The following is a 21429-nucleotide window of genomic DNA, read 5'->3' as shown; positions in this document are numbered from 1 at the left end:
GCAACAAAGTTTGCGTTTGCGATCGACGCTGGCCATTCTCGAGGGACAGGTGTCAGCGCCCCTGTCACAGACCAACACGGAGGACCCGGAATGACGCACTCGTTCGACAAGAACTACTGGGACAACATCTGGCAGGGCGATCGAGCCGTAGCGATGGCCGCCGGGGAGCCCAACCCTCACCTCGTGCGCGAAATCGCCGACCTGACACCGGGTACCGCCCTCGAAGCAGGCTGCGGCGCAGGCACCGAGGCGATCTGGCTCGCCAGCCGTGGCTGGCAGGTCACCGCTGCGGACATTGCCGCCGACGCCCTGGCTCGCGCCTCCGAACGCGCCGCCGCGAGTGAGGTCTCCGGTCAGGTGCAGTGGGTCGAGGCCGACCTGTCCACGTGGGAGCCCAACCGTCAGTTCGACCTCGTCACAACCCATTACGCCCATCCGGCCATGCCTCAACTCGAGTTCTACGACCGCATCGCGTCGTGGGTCGCAGCTGGTGGCACCCTGTTCATCGTCGGCCACCTCCATCACGACAACCACGGAGCAGCAGGCGAACACGGGCACGGTCACGAGCATCCGCCGGCCGAGGCCTCGGAGACAGCTGCGAGCATCACCGCACGCCTGGATCCGACCGTCTGGGAGGTCGCGACGGCCAGCGAGTCACACCGCACCATGTCCGGACCCGATGGTCGCGAGACCCCGATCGACGATGTCGTCGTGAAGGCCATCCGGAGGGCCTGAGCGATTCGGTACGTCATACCGGCTCACTTCGCTCGGGAAACTTCGCCTTGCTCGCGTTGTATATCGCGAGCGGGGCGAAGTTCTGTGAGCGAAGTGCGGAAGGTCAAGACTCGAACCGTTCCCCCAGCCACCCACCGATCTCGGCAGCGGCCAAACTCGCGCCGGTGGGTGCGCCTTCCCGGATGGGACCACCGAAGTGGGTCCCCTCGACACGCACATGCGTGACGTCGTCGGACCCGAACGAAGCCACTATTTCGGCAGCATCTTCCGGGAAACAGGCTTGGTCGCCGGTCAATTCGACGAACAGGGTCGGTACCTTCACCCCAGGAGCGCACCGCACGAACGCGGCGTTGCTAGACAGTCCCGACCACGTCGACAACCAGGCATCCGGAGTCGAGAGCCGCCCGAAGCCGACCAGGCCATAGTTGGTGAGATCAGGTCGACGTCCGAAGAGCGAGCCGTAGGGCCGATCGTTAGGGCTCAGCGAGAGGTCTACAAAACGCAGATCCGCATCGGTCCGATACACCGTCAACACCCGGGGCGCCAACACCGCTCGACGATCCGACGGGTCGCCGGAATTCTTGAAACGAGCACGCGCATCAGCACTCTCAGCGACATACTCGCGCGCGACAGCGTCAAGCCGCTCCATCCGGGCCCGCTGCGCCGCCCGATACTTTTCGATGAACTCCGGCGCATACGACGACGCACCCGGCGCATCGACGAACCCGTTGACAGGGTCGAACGCGTTCAACGCCGGGTCCACACTCAGCGGATCGTTCTCGTCGACCACCGACGGATCGATGAGCCTCAGCAGCAATTCACCCTGCCCGGGATGCGGCGCCATGAACAGCGCACCGTCGGGCACCGGCATGTCGGCACTGGCCAGGTCCACAGGTCGGCCCGCGGGCGTGACAGACAGCCGCTCACCAGGCGCCAGACCTGCCTGCTCGTGGTAGAACGCAAACAGTGTTCCACCGCCGGAGTGGCCCAGCGTGATGACCGAGTCGAAATCGTTGTCTCGCAGAAACACCTGCCCTGCTGCGACATCGAGCAGCGCCTGCTCGTGCACCAGACTCAGGTCGTTGTTCATCGACCTCGTGCCCTGCGTCCACACCGCGAACCCGCGGGCCAGCAGCTCTGGCACCAGCACATGATGGGTCAGATCCTGACGAGGGTGCATCAAAGCGACCACGGTCCGGGCAGACGGGACCGTCCGCAGCACGCCGGAGACCTTCGCACCATCAGCTGTGGTCAGCTCATGCACCGACGTCACGGTGTCGGACGGCTGCTCCGCGGACTCGATGTAGCGGCCGGCGCCCAGTCGCTCGCCGGCGTCAGCAACACTCACAGCGGTTCCACCTTCAGCGCGTCTTTGTCCCACTGCGTGATTCGAGAATCCAGCAGCCCGGAGACGCTGCTGTACCAGACCGCGTGCCGACTTCCGGTCGCTCGTCGATCGACCACGATGGGCCCCTCGGCGACGACGCGAAAGTAGGGACCCACATGATCGACGGTGACATCAGGATCTTCGCCGGCGACCGCTGCGACCGGCTTGTTCTCGGGGACGTCCAGGATGAACAGTGTAGTCATCGGCCGACCTCCGCCACGTCCCGAGCCGACTCAGCGTCATGGTCCTCCTGCCAACGCGCAGCCCGCTCAACGATCATCTCGGCCTTGCGCGCTAGCAACGCTCCCATGTTCGGATTGGGCTGCGACACCACATCAATCAGCGCATCGATGGTCAGGTTCGCGTCGAGATCCTCCTGCGGCGTCACCGCGCGCATCGCTCTGGTGATCTCGATCATGTAGCCGTTCGGATCATGCGTGTAGATCGACTCGATGGTCTCGTGCTGGATCTGCATCTCCACCGGCCAGTCGCTGCCGTCGAGGCGCCGCCGGTATTCGAGCAGGTCCTCCTCGTTGTCGACGTGAATGGCCAGATGCCGGGATCGGATGAAGAAGATCGGCACGTCTTCGGCGAAGCGGGAGTACGAGTCGCCTTGCGGTCCACCCTCGAACGGCTCGAGACCGAAGTAGTAGAAGAAGGCCAGCCGGTCGTCGTTGCCGATGTCGAAGAAGAAGTGGATGAAGTCGGGATGCTTGTCCGGACCCCAGCCGGCCGCGCAAATCGAATGCACGACAGGGAAACCGAGAACATCGCGGTAGAAGCGGACGGTGCCCGCTGGGTCGAAGGTGGGATAGGCGACGTGGTCGACGCCGCGGACTGTGTGGTCGAGCTCGCTCATGGGTAGTTCCTTTTCGTTGAGCAGGTCAAGCGGGTACGGACGCCACGTCGGCGCGCAACAGGCTGCCCGCGCCGTCGATAGCCACGGGGAGACCGAGTCCGCGGAGCAGGCTGTAGGCGCCTGCGGTCGCCGCGGACAACACCGGAATGCCGAACTCACGCTCGGCGTCGTCGATCAGGTCGAGGGACGGCATCTGCACGCAGCATGAGAGCACCACCGCGTCGACGCCGGTGAGGTCGAGCGACCGGGCCGCCTCCATCACCCGGTCGCCGGGGATGCAGCCGACCTCGAAGTTGTCGGCGACTTCCAATGCGCGCCAGTCGGCGACCTCGAAGTCTTCGGCCTCGAGATATTCGACGACCTTCTCAGCGAGCGGCTTCACGTAGGGCGTGACGATGGCGATGCGCTTGGCATCGAGAGCGCGTAACCCCTCGACGAGTGCACCCGCGCTGGAGCGGATGATCGCGTCGGATCCTCCGGTCGCCAACTGTTCGGCGACAGCGCTTTCTACCCGCTGGTGCTCGCCCGGTCCGCCGACCATCAACGCAACGAGGCATGCGTAGAGGATCGCCTCGGGTCCAGCGTCCGCGATTTCCATCACGCACCGCTCACGCTGGGCGTTCATCGCAGCGAGCTCCTCCGGCGACACCTTGGCCATTCGCATCCGCGTCGAGTGGAACGAGAACTCCGAGGTCGGATGCCGCCCCAGCAACGCAGGCATCTCCGTCTCGACGGTGACGTTCGAGCTCGGCACCACGAGGCCGATTCGGTGAACACTCATCTGGCCGTCCTTCCAGTTTCTGGTGCCCAAACGGACACCAGGCAACGCTTTTTTACATTGACGATGATTATTCGACGTGAATGGTGATTCGTCAAGCTGCGCGTGGCAGCGCGCTGAGCTGGACAAATGTCGCCGCAGGCACGATGGTCAGTGGTGCGGCTCACAAAATCCGCTTGACATGCCACCATTAGCGTCGAATACTCAACATCGACGTAAATGAGAGCTTGCGCGGTAACCGAAGGAGAATGTGGCCATGGCATACGTGATCGGAGTGGACGTCGGCGGGACGTTCACCGATGCCGTCCTCGACGATGGGGACGGCCTGCTGATCGGCGGTAAGTCACCGTCGACACCGCCCGACTATTCGCAGGGCGTCATGGACGTCCTCCAGGTGCTGGCAGACCAGTTGGGCCAGCCGCTCGACGAAATGCTGGCAAACACCCACCACATCGCGCACGGCACCACGTCGTCGCTCAACGCGCTCGTGATGGGCAACGTTCCCGACGTCGGATTCTTGACCACCAAGGGCCACCGCGACTCGATCTACATCATGAACGTCGAGGGCCGATACCTGGGCCGCTCGCCGGAGCAGTTGCAGAACGTCATGGCGCAGAGCAAGTCTCACGGCCTGGTACACAAGCGCCACGCGCTCGAGGTCACCGAGCGCGTCGACCGCGACGGCCGGGTCGTCGTCGCGCTCGACGAGGACGAGGTGCGCGCCACCGTCAAGACCCTGCTCGCCGACGGCATCACCGCCATCGCCGTGTCGTTGCTTTGGTCGTTCCGCAATCCCGCGCATGAACAACGCATCCGCGACCTAGTCCACGAGATCGACCCGACCGTCTTCGTCGCCCTCTCCAGCGAGGTCAGCCCCCGCATCCGCGAGTTCGCCCGCAACGCAACAACAATCATGAGCACTCAGATCGGCCCCGGTCTGCGTGACTACCTCGGCCAACTCGAAGGCACCCTGCGCGAGCACAAACTCGCCGGCCCGCTGCTGGTCATGCAGAGCAACGGTGGCGCGGTCGCGGCATCGGAAGCTCCGGGCAACGCGATCTCCACGGTCGGGTCGGTGCTCACCGGCGGCGTGGTCGGGTCGGTGTCCCTGGGCCGCCAGCTGGGGCACAGCAACATCATCGCCACCGACGCCGGCGGCACCACCTTCCTCGTCGGCATGATCGTCGACGGCGAACCGGTCCGTTCTTCGAGCACCGTCATCAACCACCACCCGATCAACGTGCCGACGCTGGAAGTCCACGCGATCGGCGCGGGCGGCGGTGCCATCGCCTGGATCGACGCCGGCGGCAATCTGCAGATCGGTCCGCACAGTGCGCAGGCCGTCCCCGGTCCCGCGTGCTACGGCCAGGGCGGCACCGAGCCGACCAACACCGACGCCAACCTCGTCCTCGGCATCCTCCCCGAACGTGGACTCCTCGGTGGCCGCAAAGCACTCGACCTTCAACTCGCGCGAGAAGCCATCCGCACCAAGATCGCCGAACCCCTCGGACTGTCGATCGAAGATGCGGCTGCGGCGATCTACGCGGTGCAGAACGCCCAGACCGGTGACCTGCTGCGCAAGACGGTCGTCGAGGCGGGACACGACCCCCGCAACTTCATCGTCTACGCCTTCGGCGGTTCCGGTCCCGCGCACTGCGGCGCCTACGCCCAGGAGATCGGTGTCTCGCAGGTCGTCGTCCCCCTCGGTCAGGTCGCATCAGCGTTCTCCGCGTACGGCCTCGCGTCGTCCGACATCGTGCTCGCCAAAGAGCTCTCGGATCCGGCGGCGCTGCCGCTCGACCCGGCGCGGGTGGAGCAGAACTTCAAGGTGCTCGAAGAGCAGGTTCGCGAACAGCTCGACCGGCAGGGCCTCACGTTCAGCTCAGTTGTCCTCGAGCGGGAGATCGACATGCGGTACGCCATGCAGCTGGCCGAGGTGGCGACGCCTTTCCCGTCGGGTTCGCTGACGTCGACCGAAGTCGCTGCAGCAGCAGAGACATTCGAGAACCGCTACGCCGAGCTGTACGGCCAGGGCAGCGGCTTCCGCGAGGCCGGCATCCAGGCGATCACCTACCGCGTCCGCGGCACCGGCGTCCTGCCGTTCACGCCCGAGCTGCCCGAACTGGAAGTCGCCGCGTCGAAGGACGCAAGCGCCGCCCACGTCGGCGTCCGCAAAGTGTGCCTCGATGGCCGCCAGGGCTACGTCGACACCGACATCTACGACTACTCGGGTCTGCGCGCCGGACACATGTTGAAGGGGCCGGCGATCATCGAGGTCCCCACCACCACGGTTGTTGTGCCGCACGGCACCACGGGCGAGATCGATCGCCTCGGCAACCTCACCATCACCGTCGACCCGACCTAGCCCCACAGCCCGAAGTCACAGGAGCATTTCACATGACCGCACCGATCCCCGGCTCGGAAGTCTTCTCCAGCCGACCCGTCGACGTCGACGCCCTCGCCCGATCGCTTCCACCGTCCCTGCCGATCCACACCGTCACCCAGGAGCAGATCGACAATCTCGATCCCCTGACCTACGAGGTCATCCGCCACCGCCTGTGGTCGGTCACCGACGAGATGGGCGACGCCCTCAAACGGATGTCCGGCTCGCCGATCGTCACCGATGCCAACGACTTCGACTTCGCCGTGAGTGACGAACTCGGACAGGAAGTTCAGGTCGGGCTTTACAACACGATGCTGGTCGGTGCCGTCGACCTGGCGATCTACTGGACCCTGCAGCACCGCTCGGACAACCCCGGCATCTCCGAGGGCGACATGTTTCTGTGCAACGACCCCTGGGTCGGCGGCGGACTGCATCAGAGCGACGTCATCGTCTACCAGCCGGTGTTCCACGACGGCAAGCTGTTCGCGTGGACCAGCGCCATCTGCCACGAACCCGACCTCGGCGGTTCCGGGCTCGGGTCGTTTGATCCGGCTGCGAAAGACGTCTTCTCTGAATCTCTTCCGACACCACCGATCAAAGTGGTCCGGGATTTTCAGCTGCAGCGCGACGTCGCCGATGTCTGGGTCCGCCGCTCCCGCGTCCCCATGCTCGTGGGCCTGGACCTGCGCGCCAAGATCGGCGCCAACAGCGTCGGCCGCGACCGGATGCTCGCGGTCATCGAACAGTACGGCGCCGACACCGTCAAAGCCGTCATGAAGCGCATGATGACCGACGCCGAAAGCCGCTTGCGCGCCATGCTGACCGACCTACCCGACGGCACCTGGCACGCCACCGGCTACCAGGACCAGTCCAGCGTCGGCGACCGAGAGATCCACAAGATCACCCTGGCCATGACCAAGCAGGACAACCACCTGACGTTCGACTTCACCGGCACCGACCCACAGACCGGCGTCATCAACTGCACGTACGCCGGCATGCGCGGCGGGGTGATGTTGGCGATCCTGCCGATCCTCGCGGGCGACATCCCCTGGTCGGCCGGTGGTTTGATGCGCTGCTTCGATCTCATCGCCGAAGAGGGGACGATCAACAACGCCACCTTCCCCGCCGCAGTGAGTCGCGGTCCGATCGGGCCGGCATGGCTGACCGGCAACCTGGTCGCCGAATGTCTGGCCCAGATGCTGGACCGGCACATCGAACTCGGCAAGAACGTCATGGCGTCGTGCTGCGGCACCTGGGACACAGCCGTCGTTGCCGGACTCGACGAGCGCGGCGAACAGCCCGTGCCGTTCCTCAACATCATGATGGAACCCATGAGCGGCGGTTATGGCGGCCGGCCGGTCGCCGACGGCATGGACACCGGCGGGCTGTTCTGTATTCCCATGGGCCGCATCCCCGACACCGAGATGACCGAGTTCCTCTATCCCCTGCTCACGTTGTGGCGCAAGGAAGAACCGGACTCGGGCGGCCCCGGGCGCCATCGCGGCGGCGTCAGTGCATCGCTGGCCGTCACCCCGTACGGAACGAGTCTGCCGATGGGTCTGATCTTCGCGTCCGCGGGTAAAGCCGTGGCGCAGAACTCCGGACTGGCCGGCGGACAACCGGGCAACACCGGTCTGGAGATCCTGGCCCGCAACTCAGGCATCGAAGAACTGCTGGCCGGCGGAACCATTCCCGGGTCCCTCGACGACCTCGGCGAGAACAAGGAGATCGGCGCCTGTTACGCCGAAAGTTACCTCGCACCAGGCGAAGTGCTGTACATGCACTGGCAGGGCGGCGGCGGGTACGGCGATCCCCTGCGCCGCGACCCCGAGTCCGTCGCGCTCGATGTCCGCAACGGCAAGGTCACCCTCGACGGCGCGGCCACCAATTACGGAGTAGTCGTGAAGGATGGCGACGTCGATGTCGCAGCCACCGAAGAGCGCCGCACTGCTGCGAAAGACGAGCGACGAACAAGGTCAGAGGTCCCGGCCAGCCAAGAGGCAACTCTCGATCTGACACAGGCTCGCCGCCTGGACGACAATCTGGTCGAAGTGAACATCGGCGACGCTCGCGTCGTCGGCTGCGCTCACTGCGGGCGTCTCCTCGGCGACACCAAGTCCGGGAAGCTCTCCCTGGCCCGGTATGAGGGTCCGACGAGCGCCGCAGGACCGCAGGTCACGTCCGATCCCGCCGAATACGTCGACACACCGGTCGTGTTCCGGCAGCAGTGCTGCCCCGGTTGCTGGACCGCGATCTACTCGGGCATCGTTCCGGCCGACCACCCCGACCATGTCGCGGAGTTGACCCAACTGCTCCCGGCGGTGGCAGGCACGTGACCGTCGCGACGACGTCCGGCCGCTCCCGCTGGGGAGCCCGGCTGGTCGACTACCCCGAGGACCGGGCCGCCCAGTACCGGCGGTCCGGGGCCTGGACCGACCGCCCGATCGCAGATCGGTTCCAGGACACCGTCAATCATTTCCCCGACCGGGTTGCGGTCGTGACCGACACCAGCTCACTGACCTACGCCGAGCTCGGTCGGCGGACCGACCAGATCGCCGCCGGGCTGGCCGATCTCGGTCTCGAACCCGGAGACCCGGTGTTGTTCCAGGTGACGAACCGCATCGAGACGGTGCTTGCCTGGTACGGCTGCCTCAAGGCCGGCCTCGTGCCGGTCGCGACGCTTGCCGCCCACCGAGGCCACGAGATCGGTCACATCAGTCGGGCAGTGGGTGCGGTCGGGCACGTCGTCGAGGCGGGGCTCTCGTTCGACCTGGTGTCGTTCGCCCGGCAGCAGGCCGAGGGGCATCCGACGATGCGAACCGTGCTGACGGTCGGTGTCGGCAGTGGTCCGAATGCGATCGAGACACTCGGGGCCGACATTCCTGCGGGCACCGCGTGGGAGCTGGTCGAGCAGATCCAAGCCGCGATCGACCCGCTCGATGTGTGCACGTTCCAGCTGTCGGGCGGGACCACTGGTGTGCCGAAGGTGATTCCGCGCCGACACGTCGAGTACTGGGACAACGCCCGGCTCTATGCCGAACGCCTCGACTGGAGCGAGGAGACCCGCGTAGCGCACCTGATCCCGCTGATCCACAACGCCGGCGTCTCCTGTGCCCTGCACGCCTCCCACGCCGTGGGTGCGTGCCTGGTACTCGCAACTCCGGACGCGCCCAGCGCTTTCGCGTTGATGGCTCGGGAGCGGGCCACCGACGTGCTGATCGGGCATGGGCACTACGGCGCGGTGACGGGACCGGACTTCGACGCACCGAGTGAGTTCCTGAGAAATGTGGTGCTGTCCGGGGCGAAGCCGAGCCCGGAGCTGTTCGCTCGGGCCGATGACGGCCGTCGGGCTGGTCAGCTGTTCGGGATGTCCGAAGGGCTGTTCACGGTCACCCCGCTCGACGCCCCGGCCGAGGCCCGGGCGACGACGGTCGGTACACCCGTGGCCGCCGACGACGAGATCCGCATCCTCGAGCCCGGTGGAGAGTCCGAGCTCGCCGACGGATCGGTGGGTGAATTGTCCTGTCGCGGGCCGTATACGATCCCCGGCTACTTCGATGCGCCCGAACACAACCGGACCGCATTCACGTCCGACGGGTTCTACCGCACCGGCGATCTCGCGAAGATCGCCGTGATCGACGGCGTCCGATACTTGTCGATCGAAGGCCGGATCAAGGACCTGATCAACCGCGGAGGCGAGAAGATCAACGCCGAGGAGATCGAGCTGCTGCTCGTCCAGCATCCGAACATCGCGAACGCCGCGGTGGTGGCGATGCCCGATCCTCGGCTGGGCGAGAAGACCTGCGCGTACGTCATTGCGGCCGATGGCAATCCGGTGTCGATGGCGGACGTACAGGCGCATCTCGACGGCCTCGGCGTCGCGAAGTTCAAGTGGCCCGAGCGCCTCGAATGGCTCGCGGCCCTACCGCAAACCAACGTGGGAAAGATCGACAAGAAGCAGCTGCGCGCCGACGTCGCCGCCAAGCTCGCCGATTCCACTTCCTGACAGTGAGGACAATTCGATGAAACTGCAGCGCATCGCTGTGCTCGGTGGAGGCCCCGGCGGCCTCTACGCCGCCCGGCTCCTCAAACGCAGCCATCCCGACGCCGACGTCACCGTGTACGAACAGGGCTCCCCCGACACCACATTCGGGTTCGGTGTCGGGCTGGCATCACGAACGCAACGCAATCTGCGCGAGGCCGACCCCGCCTCGCTCGACGCGATCGTGGACGCCGCGTATCACCATGAGATGTCAATGCAGGTCGGCGATGCCGTCGCGCGACTCTCGCACGGCGATCTGTTGGCCATCGCCCGCACCACCCTCTTGGAGGTGTTGCAGCAGCACGCGAACGCTGCCGGGGTCACCCTCGAGTTCGGACGGCGACGGTCCGTCGCCGACATCGACGCCGACCTGATCATCGCCGCCGACGGCGTGGGTAGCGCGACCCGCACCGAGCTGGCCGACGAGTTCCGCCCCCATATCAGTACCGGCAAGGGCCTGTACCTCTGGTGCGCCACAGATTTCGCGCTTCCGAGCGCCATCTTCACCCCGGTCGCCACCGAGCACGGCACTTTTGTCGCTCACGCGTATCCCTACGCCGCGGACCGCAGCACCTTCCTCATCGAAACCGACGAGACCACCTGGCGCAATGCCGGTTTCGATGTCACCACCGACAACACCGCCCCGTCCGACAGCGACGAGGTGTCACTGAAGTACCTCCAGGATGCGTTCGTCGACACCCTCGGTGGCCACCCTCTGATCGGCAATCGCACCCGGTGGCTGCGGTTCCGGACGGTCACCTGCGAACGCTGGCACGCGGGCAACGTCGTCCTGCTCGGCGATGCGGCACACACCGCGCACTACTCGATCGGATCGGGCACCAAACTGGCGATGGAAGATGCCATCGCTCTGGACCGCGAAGTGCGCGACGCGTCGTCGTTGGAGGATGCACTGCCGGCCTACGAGGCCGCGCGCCGGCCGGGCGTCGAGTACCTGCAGTCGATTGCCACGCGCAGCGAGTTGTGGTGGGAATCGTTCCCGCAACGCACGGACATCCCCGTCGACCAGCTGATGGTCGCGTACATGACCCGGGCCGGGAAGGTGAGCCTCAAGCGGTTTGCGGAGTCGGCGCCCGACGTCGCGCGGCGCGGACTCGCCGACTACGCAGATGTACGCCCCGACGACGTACCCGATCACGACATCAACGAGTGGGTGCTGAGTCGTCCACTGCATCGCGAGGGCCTCACTGCTGCGACCCGGATGGCTGACGACGCTCTGCGGATGGAGGCTGCGGTCGTCGACGTCGACCTGGAGTCGGCCTGGGGTGAGCCCGCCGACGCCTTGCTCGCCGCCCTGCCCACCGAGACCCTCGTGTGGCTGACGGGTGCGCCGCATCGCGACGCGGTGCTCACCCGCCTGGACTTCGGCGAGCGGGTCCGCCACGCCGGTCGCGTCGTCGTGGTGGAAGCTCCGGAGACGTACCGCAGCGACCTGAGCGCGGGGCTGGCCAGCCTGCGGACAGACCTGGTGAGCATCGTCGACGACGCGGTGATCGGCGGCGCACGCGACGATGCTCGCACGGCAACGGTGTGATGCCCACTATTGTTCGCTCATGACCAAGTCGACGTCGGACGAGACACCGTCGACCACCAAGGCTGCCCGCACCAACCCGCGCCGTGAGCTGGTGGAACGCGAGATCATGGAGCAGGCCACCCGGCTGTTTGCCGAAAAGGGGCTGGCCAGCACCACATTGCAGGACATCGCCGACGCCACCGGTCTGACGCGTCCGGCGATGTACCACTACGTCAAGAACAAGGACGAGCTGTTCGCGCGGCTGGTCAGTGAGATCGCCGAGGAGCCGGCGGTGCTGCTGCATGAGATCAACCAGCGCACGGACCTCGACCCCGAGGCGAAGATCCGGGAGATGGCGACCTCGATCGCCCTGCACCAAACCCAGACGCAGGACCGTTTCCGGCTACTCATCCGCTCCGAGGCGGAGCTACCGGAAGCCCTGGCCGAGACCTACCGGCAGAGCCGGCGCCGGGTGCTGAAGGAGTTCACCACAGCGATGAACGAGGGCATCGCGGCCGGGGTCTTCCGCCCTGCCGATCCGCGGGTCGCCGCTCTCGGCATCATCGGCATGCTGAACTGGATCGCGTGGTGGCATCACCCCGGTGACTCCGACAACGATCGCGAGGTTGCCCAGCAACTGGCAGACATGGCCGTCAGTGCTGTGGCCGATCCGCGCGCCGACGGTGCCGAACCCGGGCCCGGCCGGATCATCGCGCAGATGCGGCAGCAACTGGACTATCTCGAACAGTCGTTGGGGTCTGACGACCAGATTCGCCCGGATTGACCCTGGAAACTACCCGAGCAACTCGCGGATGTCATCGACACCGATCGCACTGCCGAACATCTCGCCCTCGTCCATGACGGCCGAGAACAGTTCACGTTTACGATCCTGCAACGCAACGACTTTCTCCTCGATGGTTCCCGCCGACACCAGCCGGTACACGGTGACAGGCCGGGTCTGGCCGATGCGATGGGCGCGGTCGACGGCCTGGGCTTCGGCGGCTGGGTTCCACCAGGGATCGCAGACGTACACGTAGTCGGCCTCGGTCAGGTTGAGACCGAAGCCGCCGGCCTTGAGGCTGATCAGGAATACCTTCGTGGTGCCGGCCGAGAACGCCATGATGGCCTCGGTGCGCTGGCGCGCGGTCATCGACCCGTCGAGGTAGCTGTAGGGGATCTGCGCCGCGTCCAGGTGTTCACGGATGATCGCCAGGAAACCGGTGAACTGGCTGAAGACCAGTGCACTGTGTCCCTCGGCAATCAACTCCGGCAGATGCTCCTCGAGGAACTCGACCTTGGCGGACGGCACATCCCGCTTCGTCGGATCCACCAGTCCGGCGTGCAGGCTCAACTGCCGCAGCATCGTCAGCGAACGGAAGATCTCGAAGCGGTTGCGCTCCCAATCCCCCAACAGACCAAGGACTTTCTGACGCTCGCGGGCCAGTCGGGTGTCGTAGATCTTCTGGTGCTTGTCGATCAACGTCACCGGGACCACCTGTTCCTGCTTCGGCGGTAGGTCGGTGGCGACCTGATCCTTGGTGCGCCGCAGCATCACCGGCTTGATACGACGGCGAAGCGTCGCCAACCGTTCGGGGTGGGCGCCGCTCTCGATCGGTCGCCGGAAGAATTCGGTGAACTGCTTGGGCTTGGCGAACAGCCCCGGCGCTGTGATCGACAGCAGCGACCACAGTTCCATCAGGTTGTTCTCCATCGGAGTACCGGTGATCGCCAGCTTGAACGGCGTCGACAACCGCCGGGCACATTGGTGCGCTTTCGCCTTGTGGTTCTTGACGAACTGCGCCTCGTCAAGGATCAACCCACCCCACTCGACATCGTCGAACACGGGGAAATCGATGCGCAGCAACGTATACGACGTGATGACTATGTCAGCACCGGCGATCCGCTCCTGCAGCGACCCGCGGCTCTTCGCCTCGGACGCCGTCACCGCGACCGCCGTCAGATCCGGGGTGAACTTCTCGCACTCGGCCAGCCAGTTGGCGATGACGCTGGTGGGCGCGACCACCAGGAAGGGCTTGGTCGACTCGCCGGCCTCGCGGATCCGTCCGATGAGAGCCAGCGTCTGCAGGGTCTTCCCCAGGCCCATGTCGTCGGCGAGGATGCCGCCCAAGCCGTTGTCCCACAGAAAGGTCAGCCAGTTGAGTCCGTCGAGCTGATACGGACGCACCTCGGCGTGCAACATCTCCGGCGGCTCGACCGCGACGGGAGGCCGCGCGGACCGCAATCGGGCCAGATTCTGCTGCCACGCCCGTGTTTGATCGTCGACGATGCCGAGTTCGAGTAGCTCCTCCCAGAGTGGGACGTTGAACGAGCTCGCCTTGGCCTGGTCCCCGTCCAACTCGCCGAGGGCCCGCCCCTCCGCCAGGAGTTCGACAAGCCGGGTCAACTCCGGGGTGTCGAGGGCGAAGTAGGTTCCGGACGGAAGGAGCATGTACGTCGCGCCGGCGGTCAGCTCTCTGATCAACGCTGCCAGCGGAACCTGCTCGCCGTCGACGGTGACGGTGATCCGCAGATCGAACCAGTCGTTGCCCACGGTCTGTGCGTCGGGGGCCGAGAACTGCAGTTGCGCAGCGGAATCCGCCCGGCGATATCCGGCGAGCTCCTCGGACAGCTCGACGATGATGTCGTCGCGTTCGACGATCTGCGGCAACACCTCGACGTAGAAGCGGGCGGCCTCCACCTCCGAGAGCGTCACGCCCGCCCACAGTGTGCGCAGCGACGCGGCTGCCAAGGCCTCGTCGACGCCTTCGGCAGCACGTAGGGCGTGGAACTCCTTGATCATGGGCTGTGTCATCGACGCCGTCGGGACCGCGTCAAGGGCGTCGCGCGCCTGCTGCGGCCAGGTGTCGGAGGAGGCGACCACGGCACGCAGCACGTCGTCGATCTGTTGCCACACAGCACCTTCGGCGCTCTTGCTGCGGTGGCTGCCCGACGGTATCCGCTTCGACGGATCGGAGTCCCGGGGTTCACCGTTGACGCTGTAGCGGACGGACCAGTGCACCCGCGCCCCCTCGTCCGAGGTTGTCACGATCAGCACCGGTGTCGGACCGCTGATGTCCGGCGGTTCGAACAGACCGGGGGCCACCCGTACCGGGACCGATGCCTGCAACCGCGGCAGCACGTCGTTCATGAAGTGGTCGGCGTCGGCGACGGGAATCTGGGATGTCAGCTTGCTCCTGGCCATCTGCAGCAGGGAGTTGGGGGGCACCGGATCGAACGGGGCCAGGGTCAGCACGCGGTCGACCACCCGGAACACCCCATGAGCGGTCGGAGCGCCGAACAGATGGGTGTCGGCGAGGTTCCAGGCTTCGTCGTCGACGATCATGTGCGCCTTGAGCGACGCCGACGCGGGGGTCTCACTCGGCCCGATGTCCAGGCCGAGCACAGCACGCTTAGCGATCGCGACGTGGTCGGCGAGGGACGACGTATCAGCGATCAGCGGGATGCCCGCAGCCAGCACATCCTCGAGCGCAGACCAGATCGCCGCGGGAGCTTTGGTCAGGTCGAGATGACTGTGAGGGCTGGAGCCGAGTAACCCGTCGTCGGTCTGAGCCAAGCGCTGCAAAGCCCGGAATTGGCCGGCATCGAACTCGCCGTGAACGTCCGGGCCACCGACTACCCGCCACGAGATACCAGTCCGCACCCACATGCCGTCGTCATCGACCGTGACCGGCAGCAGGCGTATCGACGGGCCGTCGTCGGAACGAGGGGCGGGTTGGTCGACGCTGACCAGCAGAGCCAGCGCTTTCCCGGACTGTCCGGGGGCGGACTCGGAAATGATCGATGTCGCAACCGACTCCCACGACGGAGAACTCGTCCGATCCTCATCCGCCGGTTGCGCGGCGGTGAGCAGCAGGGCCGCGCCGTGCTTACACCACATCCTGACCGGGCAGGTGCAGATGGCGCGCCCAATGGACCACCTCTCGCCTACCGAGGCAAACGAGATCGTGACGTCGTTTCTGTCTCCGTCCGGCCCCACGCAGGTTCCGCTGAGTTCCTGGACCGATCCGCCTTCCCAGGCGAGGTCGGTGACCGACCCGTCGCGGAGCCACTCCTCGCCCCGCGTGACGACGTTGGCACCGAACGTAGGTGCGAGCCGCTCCGCGGTGATCGAATGGGCCCAGCTGGAAAACACTGACCGAGCCTATCTGCTTGCGAAGTTCACTCTGCCGATGGTGGTTGTCGGCGGGGACAAGCGGGGACTATCCCCGGCTCCAGCCGCCGATCGGCGTAGGTGCTTCCCGCCACATGGACGGCACGACCCAAGGGCAGGGGTTGAGCGGCCTCCCGACGGCGGACCACGTGGATCGGTCGGCGGAGGTGCGCACGTGGAACTCCACACAACCCTGAGGATGACGCGCCGCCCGCTGTGCCAATTCGGTCGCGAGCCAGAAGTTCTGGCCTTCGAGCCCGTACGGCGCAGACAGCGATCGGCTGTGCGCCAGATCGGCGAGAGCACGCGCTGGGTCGGTGGCGAACAGTTTGGTGGTCAAGGGATCGAGACGGAACCCGTACCCCTCGGCGGCGCGGACGGGTTCCGCTGCGGCGGTACCCGGCCCGGTGACGATCAAAGGGGCCAGGACCGCAACCATCACGACCAAGAACCTCGTACGCATCTGCATTCGTATCCCCCACTGTCGGTGCACAAGTACTAGACCACACCGCGAAACGGTTAGGTGCAGACCGGTGGTATCAGACGTCAGTGGGCCTCCTCCGTAGTGCGCGAGTTGGTGAGCATGAGCGCGCCGGCGGCGGCGACCAGTCCGACGACGACCCCGAGGATCGCGTAGGTGATGCGTTCGCCCTGGAAGAACGAATCGATCAGGCTGCTGCTCCAGGCGCCAACGGGTAGCTGGGTGGTCACCAGTGCCGCGATGAGAGTGCCGACCACCGCGGTACCGACGCTGGTGCCGACTTCCTGTGCGGTGTCGTTCAGGGCTGTTCCGATCGACGTGCGGTTGGCCGGCATCGCCTCGACAAGTGCCACCGCACAGATCGTCATGACGGTGCGCAGGCCGATCGTCATCACCACCAGGCAGATCGCGATTGCCAGGTATCCGTGCTCGACGCCCCACGACAGACCGAGCAAGGAACCACCGAGGCAGGCCGCGCCGACCAGGCAGGCGATCCGATGGCCGAACCGGGCTCCCAGCCACTCCGAGAGCGGGGTCGCCGCGATCATGGTGACGATGATGGGCAGGTTGGCCAGACCGGCCTTCATCGGGCTCCAGCCGTAGGCGTACTGGAAGTGCAGGATCAACCCGAACATCACGCTCGCCATCGCGATCGACGTCCCGATCTGGGCAATGGTGGCGCCTCTGACCGTGCCGACGGAGAACAGGCGAAGGTCGAGCATGGGTGCAGCGCTGCGACGTTCGTGCCAGATGAACGCAGCGCCGGCAGCGAGGGCGCCGACGATAGATGCCACCGTCACTGGGGAGAGCCAGCCGTGCAGGACACCACTGGTCAGCGACCAGCAGGCCAGGCCAATGGCACTGATGCTCAGGAATGCGCCGGGCAGGTCGAGACGGTCGTTGGTGAGGCCGTCGCGTCGGTCGGGCGAGACACCGAACCAGACCCCGACGCCGGCAATCAGGGCGATGGGCGCGTTGACGACCAGCAGCCATTCCCAGCTCACATGGGTCAGAACCGTGCCACCGAGCACCGGGCCGAGGACGAATCCAGACATCCCGACGACGATCATCAACGTCATGGCTCGCATGCGCAGGGTCTTGTCATCGAAAAGCCGAAATACCAGTGAGTTCGTGATCGGGGCCATGGCTGCAGCGGCGACTCCGAGTGCAGCGCGCAAGGCGATGAGTTCGCCGGTCGTGGTCACGGCCACCACGAGCAGGCTCAGGGTGCCGAACACTCCCAACCCGATCAGCAGTACCCGTCGGCGACCGAATCTGTCAGCGATCGAGCCGGCGGTCAGCAGCAGGCCACCGAAGGTGAGTGAATAGGCACCGGTAACCCATTGCAGGGCCGTGGTGCCGCTGCCGAGGTCGCGGCCGATGGTCGGCAGCGCGATCGACAGGAGTGTGTTGTCGACCATCTCGACGAAGAACGCCAGACACAGCGCGGCAAGTGGGATCCACGCCGCAGCGAGGGAGGTATAGGTGCGCGACGGTGTAGCGGTCGCAGTCTTGGTCATGGACATATCGAGGACTCCTAGCTCGCGTTGATGTCTCTGACGCTAGGAGTGGGGCCTTACATAGATCTGCCATGAGCTGTCGCGGGCTGTCAGCAGCGACAGACACATAGCAAAATACCCCGTATTCGAAGTCGTGAGACTCCGGATACGGGGTATTCGCAAATTGTGTTCGGCGGTGTCCTACTCTCCCACACTGATTAGGGTGCAGTACCATTGGCGCTGGTGGGCTTAGCTTCCGGGTTCGGAATGGGACCGGGCGTTTCCCCACCGCTATAGCCGCCGTAACTCTATGAAACAACCATCACACAAACCACAAGTGATTAGTGCTGATCATTGTGTTGTTTGTGTGTTGTTTCAGATATTGCACAGTGGATGCGAAACAAAAGTTTCATTACTTGTTTTGGTTGTAAGTCCTCGGCCGATTAGTACCAGTCACCTGCATCGGTTACCCGACTTCCAGTTCTGGCCTATCTACCCCATGGTCTGTGGGGGGCCTTAACCACGCGAAGGTGGTGAGAAACCTCATCTTGGAACAGGCTTCCCGCTTAGATGCTTTCAGCGGTTATCCCTTCCGAACGTAGCTAACCAGCAGTGCCCTTGGTAGGACAACTGGCACACCAGAGGTTCGTCCGTCCCGGTCCTCTCGTACTAGGGACAGGTTTCCTCAAGTTTCTTACGCGCGCGGCGGATAGAGACCGAACTGTCTCACGACGTTCTAAACCCAGCTCGCGTGCCGCTTTAATGGGCGAACAGCCCAACCCTTGGGACCTACTCCAGCCCCAGGATGCGACGAGCCGACATCGAGGTGCCAAACCATCCCGTCGATATGGACTCTTGGGGAAGATCAGCCTGTTATCCCCGGGGTACCTTTTATCCGTTGAGCGACACCGCTTCCACTTGCCGGTGCCGGATCACTAGTCCCGACTTTCGTCCCTGCTCGACATGTACGTCTCACAGTCAAGCTCCCTTGTGCACTTACACTCAACACCTGATTGCCAACCAGGCTGAGGGAACCTTTGGGCGCCTCCGTTACATTTTAGGAGGCAACCGCCCCAGTTAAACTACCCACCAGGCACTGTCCCTGAACCAGATCATGGTCCGAGGTTAGATATCCAATACGATCAGAGTGGTATTTCAACAACGACTCCACACACACTGGCGTGCATGCTTCACAGTCTCCCACCTATCCTACACAAACCGAACCGAACACCAATACCAAGCTATAGTGAAGGTCCCGGGGTCTTTTCGTCCTGCCGCGCGTAACGAGCATCTTTACTCGTACTGCAATTTCGCCGAGTCTGTGGTTGAGACAGCAGAGAAGTCGTTACGCCATTCGTGCAGGTCGGAACTTACCCGACAAGGAATTTCGCTACCTTAGGATGGTTATAGTTACCACCGCCGTTTACTGGGGCTTAAATTCTCAGCTTCACACCCAAAGGTGTTAACCGGTCCTCTTAACCTTCCAGCACCGGGCAGGCGTCAGTCCGTATACATCGTCTTACGACTTCGCACGGACCTGTGTTTTTAGTAAACAGTCGCTTCTCTCTGGTCTCTGCGACCACACCCAGCTCACCGAGTAAATCGGATCACCAGACGTGGTCCCCCTTCTCCCGAAGTTACGGGGGCATTTTGCCGAGTTCCTTAACCACAGTTCTCTCGATCGCCTTAGTATTCTCTACCTGACCACCTGTGTTGGTTTGGGGTACGGGCCGTGTCGCCACTCGCTAGAGGCTTTTCTCGGCAGCATAGGATCATGGAATTCGCCTCATTCGGCTACGCATCACCTCTCAGGCTTATATGTGTTCCGGATTTGCCTAGAACACGCCCTACAGGCTTACACCAGTACAACCACTGACTGGCCCCACTACCTTCCTGCGTCACCCCATCGCTTGACTACTACCAACCAAGGTCCCGCGCATCCAGTCCCAGGGCCACCCGAAGGCGGCTAAGGAACATTCAGGGCGGTTAGTACAGCTGATTCATCACGGGCGCGACTACACGGGTACGGGAATATCAACCCGTTGTCCATCGACTACGCCTGTCGGCCTCGCCTTAGGTCCCGACTCACCCTGGGCGGATTAGCCTGGCCCAGGAACCCTTGGTCATTCGGCGGAACAGTTTCTCACTGTTCTTTCGCTACTCATGCCTGCATTCTCACTCCCACACCCTCCACCACTAGATCACTCTGTGGCTTCCAGGGATGCAGGACGCTCCCCTACCCACCCACACCACTGCTCAACACCCCGCAGGATGAAGAGAATGTCTTGTGTGAGTGCCGCGGCTTCGGCGGTGTACTTGAGCCCCGCTACATTGTCGGCGCAGGATCACTTGACCAGTGAGCTATTACGCACTCTTTCAAGGGTGGCTGCTTCTAAGCCAACCTCCTGGTTGTCTTCGCGACCCCACATCCTTTTCCACTTAGTACACGCTTAGGGGCCTTAGCCGGCGATCTGGGCTGTTTCCCTCTCGACTACGAACCTTATCGCCCGCAGTCTCACTGCCGCACTCTCACTCACCGGCATTCGGAGTTTGGCTGACGTCAGTAACCTTGTAGGGCCCATCGGCCATCCAGTAGCTCTACCTCCAGTGAGAAACATGCGACGCTGCACCTAAATGCATTTCGGGGAGAACCAGCTATCACGGAGTTTGATTGGCCTTTCACCCCTACCCACAGCTCATCCCCTCCATTTTCAACTGAAGTGGGTTCGGTCCTCCACGACGTCTTACCGTCGCTTCAACCTGGCCATGGGTAGATCACTCCGCTTCGGGTCTAGACCCGGCGACTCCACCGCCCTATTCGGACTCGCTTTCGCTACGGCTACCCCACACGGGTTAACCTCGCCACCGAGCACTAACTCGCAGGCTCATTCTTCAAAAGGCACGCCATCACCCACAGCCAACCAAATGGCTCGCAGGCTTTGACGGATTGTAAGCGCACGGTTTCAGGTACTATTTCACTCCCCTCCCGGGGTACTTTTCACCTTTCCCTCACGGTACTAGTCCGCTATCGGTCACCAGGGAGTATTCAGGCTTATCGGGTGGTCCCGACAGATTCACAGCAGATTTCACGGGCCCGCTGCTACTTGGGTGTCTACTACAACAGTCAACATGTTTTCGTCTACGGGACTCTCACCCTCTACGACAGGCCGTTCCAGACCACTTCGACTAACACACTGATTTCTCACTGTCGGCCCATCCGGCAGAATGGACAAAATAGATCCCACAACCCCACACACACAACCCCTGCCGGGTATCACATATGCATGGTTTAGCCTCATCCGCTTTCGCTCGCCACTACTCACGGAATCACTATTGTTTTCTCTTCCTGTAGGTACTGAGATGTTTCACTTCCCCACGTTCCCTCCACACCCGCTATATATTCACAGGTGGGTAACACGACATCACTCGTGCTGGGTTTCCCCATTCGGACACCCTCGGATCACAGCTCGGTTGACAGCTCCCCGAGGCTTATCGCAGCCTCCTACGTCCTTCATCGGCTCCTGGTGCCAAGGCATCCACCGTACGCTCTTACACACTTACAA

13 protein-coding genes and 2 rRNA genes are annotated in these 21429 nt (G+C 64.1%); 6 read left to right on the top strand and 9 right to left on the bottom strand.

The features are described from left to right. Window positions 1-90: 90 nt before the first annotated feature. Complete coding sequence (locus tag BH683_RS23650; protein WP_084838746.1) at window positions 91-735, top strand: class I SAM-dependent methyltransferase; 645 nt, start codon at window positions 91-93, stop codon at window positions 733-735. 103 nt (window positions 736-838) lie between these two features. Here BH683_RS23650 and BH683_RS23645 read toward each other — a convergent pair whose 3' ends face one another. From BH683_RS23645 to BH683_RS23630, 4 genes are read right to left on the bottom strand one after another with little or no spacing between them, the layout of a single operon-like run. Then, window positions 839-2083, bottom strand: coding sequence for an alpha/beta hydrolase (locus BH683_RS23645; protein ID WP_084838745.1), 1245 nt, complete (start codon window positions 2081-2083; stop codon window positions 839-841). Beyond that, window positions 2080-2325 (bottom strand): hypothetical protein, encoded by a 246-nt coding sequence (locus BH683_RS23640; protein ID WP_084838744.1) that lies wholly within the window; start codon window positions 2323-2325, stop codon window positions 2080-2082. Before BH683_RS23640 ends, BH683_RS23645 begins: the two co-directional genes overlap by 4 nt. Further along, window positions 2322-2981 carry a VOC family protein gene (locus BH683_RS23635; RefSeq protein WP_084838743.1) on the bottom strand — a complete coding sequence of 220 codons (660 nt, stop codon included), beginning with the start codon at window positions 2979-2981 and terminating at the stop codon, window positions 2322-2324. The genes BH683_RS23640 and BH683_RS23635 overlap by 4 nt, the downstream gene beginning before the upstream one ends. A 25-nt stretch (window positions 2982-3006) precedes the next feature. Next, the gene (locus tag BH683_RS23630) at window positions 3007-3762 is read right to left on the bottom strand and encodes a maleate cis-trans isomerase (protein ID WP_084838742.1); all 756 of its coding nucleotides are present in this window, start codon (window positions 3760-3762) and stop codon (window positions 3007-3009) included. 253 nt (window positions 3763-4015) lie between these two features. On the opposite strand from BH683_RS23630, the gene BH683_RS23625 reads away from it, so the two are divergent. The 5 genes from BH683_RS23625 to BH683_RS23605 are packed head-to-tail and all read left to right on the top strand — an operon-like array spanning window position 4016 to window position 12499. Next, entirely contained in the window at window positions 4016-6124 is a 2109-nt protein-coding gene (locus BH683_RS23625; RefSeq protein ID WP_084838970.1) for a hydantoinase/oxoprolinase family protein, read from the top strand. Window positions 6125-6156: 32 nt separating this feature from the next. Beyond that, window positions 6157-8478, top strand: coding sequence for a hydantoinase B/oxoprolinase family protein (locus BH683_RS23620; RefSeq protein ID WP_084838741.1), 2322 nt, complete (start codon window positions 6157-6159; stop codon window positions 8476-8478). Beyond that, the gene (locus tag BH683_RS23615) at window positions 8475-10148 is read left to right on the top strand and encodes an AMP-binding protein (RefSeq protein ID WP_084838740.1); all 1674 of its coding nucleotides are present in this window, start codon (window positions 8475-8477) and stop codon (window positions 10146-10148) included. Before BH683_RS23620 ends, BH683_RS23615 begins: the two co-directional genes overlap by 4 nt. 16 nt (window positions 10149-10164) lie before the next feature. Then, entirely contained in the window at window positions 10165-11736 is a 1572-nt protein-coding gene (locus BH683_RS23610; RefSeq protein ID WP_084838739.1) for an FAD-dependent monooxygenase, read from the top strand. A gap of 19 nt (window positions 11737-11755) precedes the next feature. After that, window positions 11756-12499, top strand: a complete 744-nt coding sequence (locus tag BH683_RS23605) for a TetR/AcrR family transcriptional regulator (RefSeq protein ID WP_084838969.1) — start codon at window positions 11756-11758, stop codon at window positions 12497-12499. A gap of 9 nt (window positions 12500-12508) precedes the next feature. Here the strand turns inward: BH683_RS23605 and BH683_RS23600 are convergent, their stop codons facing one another. The 5 genes from BH683_RS23600 to BH683_RS23580 form a co-directional block, all read right to left on the bottom strand. Further along, complete coding sequence (locus BH683_RS23600; RefSeq protein ID WP_084838738.1) at window positions 12509-15868, bottom strand: DEAD/DEAH box helicase; 3360 nt, start codon at window positions 15866-15868, stop codon at window positions 12509-12511. A gap of 67 nt (window positions 15869-15935) precedes the next feature. Next, window positions 15936-16355, bottom strand: a complete 420-nt coding sequence (locus tag BH683_RS23595) for a hypothetical protein (protein ID WP_084838737.1) — start codon at window positions 16353-16355, stop codon at window positions 15936-15938. A 77-nt stretch (window positions 16356-16432) separates the two neighbouring features. Then, the gene (locus BH683_RS23590) at window positions 16433-17893 is read right to left on the bottom strand and encodes an MFS transporter (protein WP_084838736.1); all 1461 of its coding nucleotides are present in this window, start codon (window positions 17891-17893) and stop codon (window positions 16433-16435) included. Window positions 17894-18054: 161 nt separating this feature from the next. Further along, window positions 18055-18171 (bottom strand): 5S ribosomal RNA (gene rrf, locus BH683_RS23585). Between the two features lie 118 nt (window positions 18172-18289). Further along, a 23S ribosomal RNA gene (locus tag BH683_RS23580) occupies window positions 18290-21429 on the bottom strand.

The organism is Williamsia sp. 1138 (assembly GCF_002095435.2).
GTDB lineage: Bacteria > Actinomycetota > Actinomycetes > Mycobacteriales > Mycobacteriaceae > Williamsia.
The sequence above is the reverse complement of the archived record's forward strand: the minus strand, read 5'-3'. Positions and strand labels throughout refer to the sequence as shown.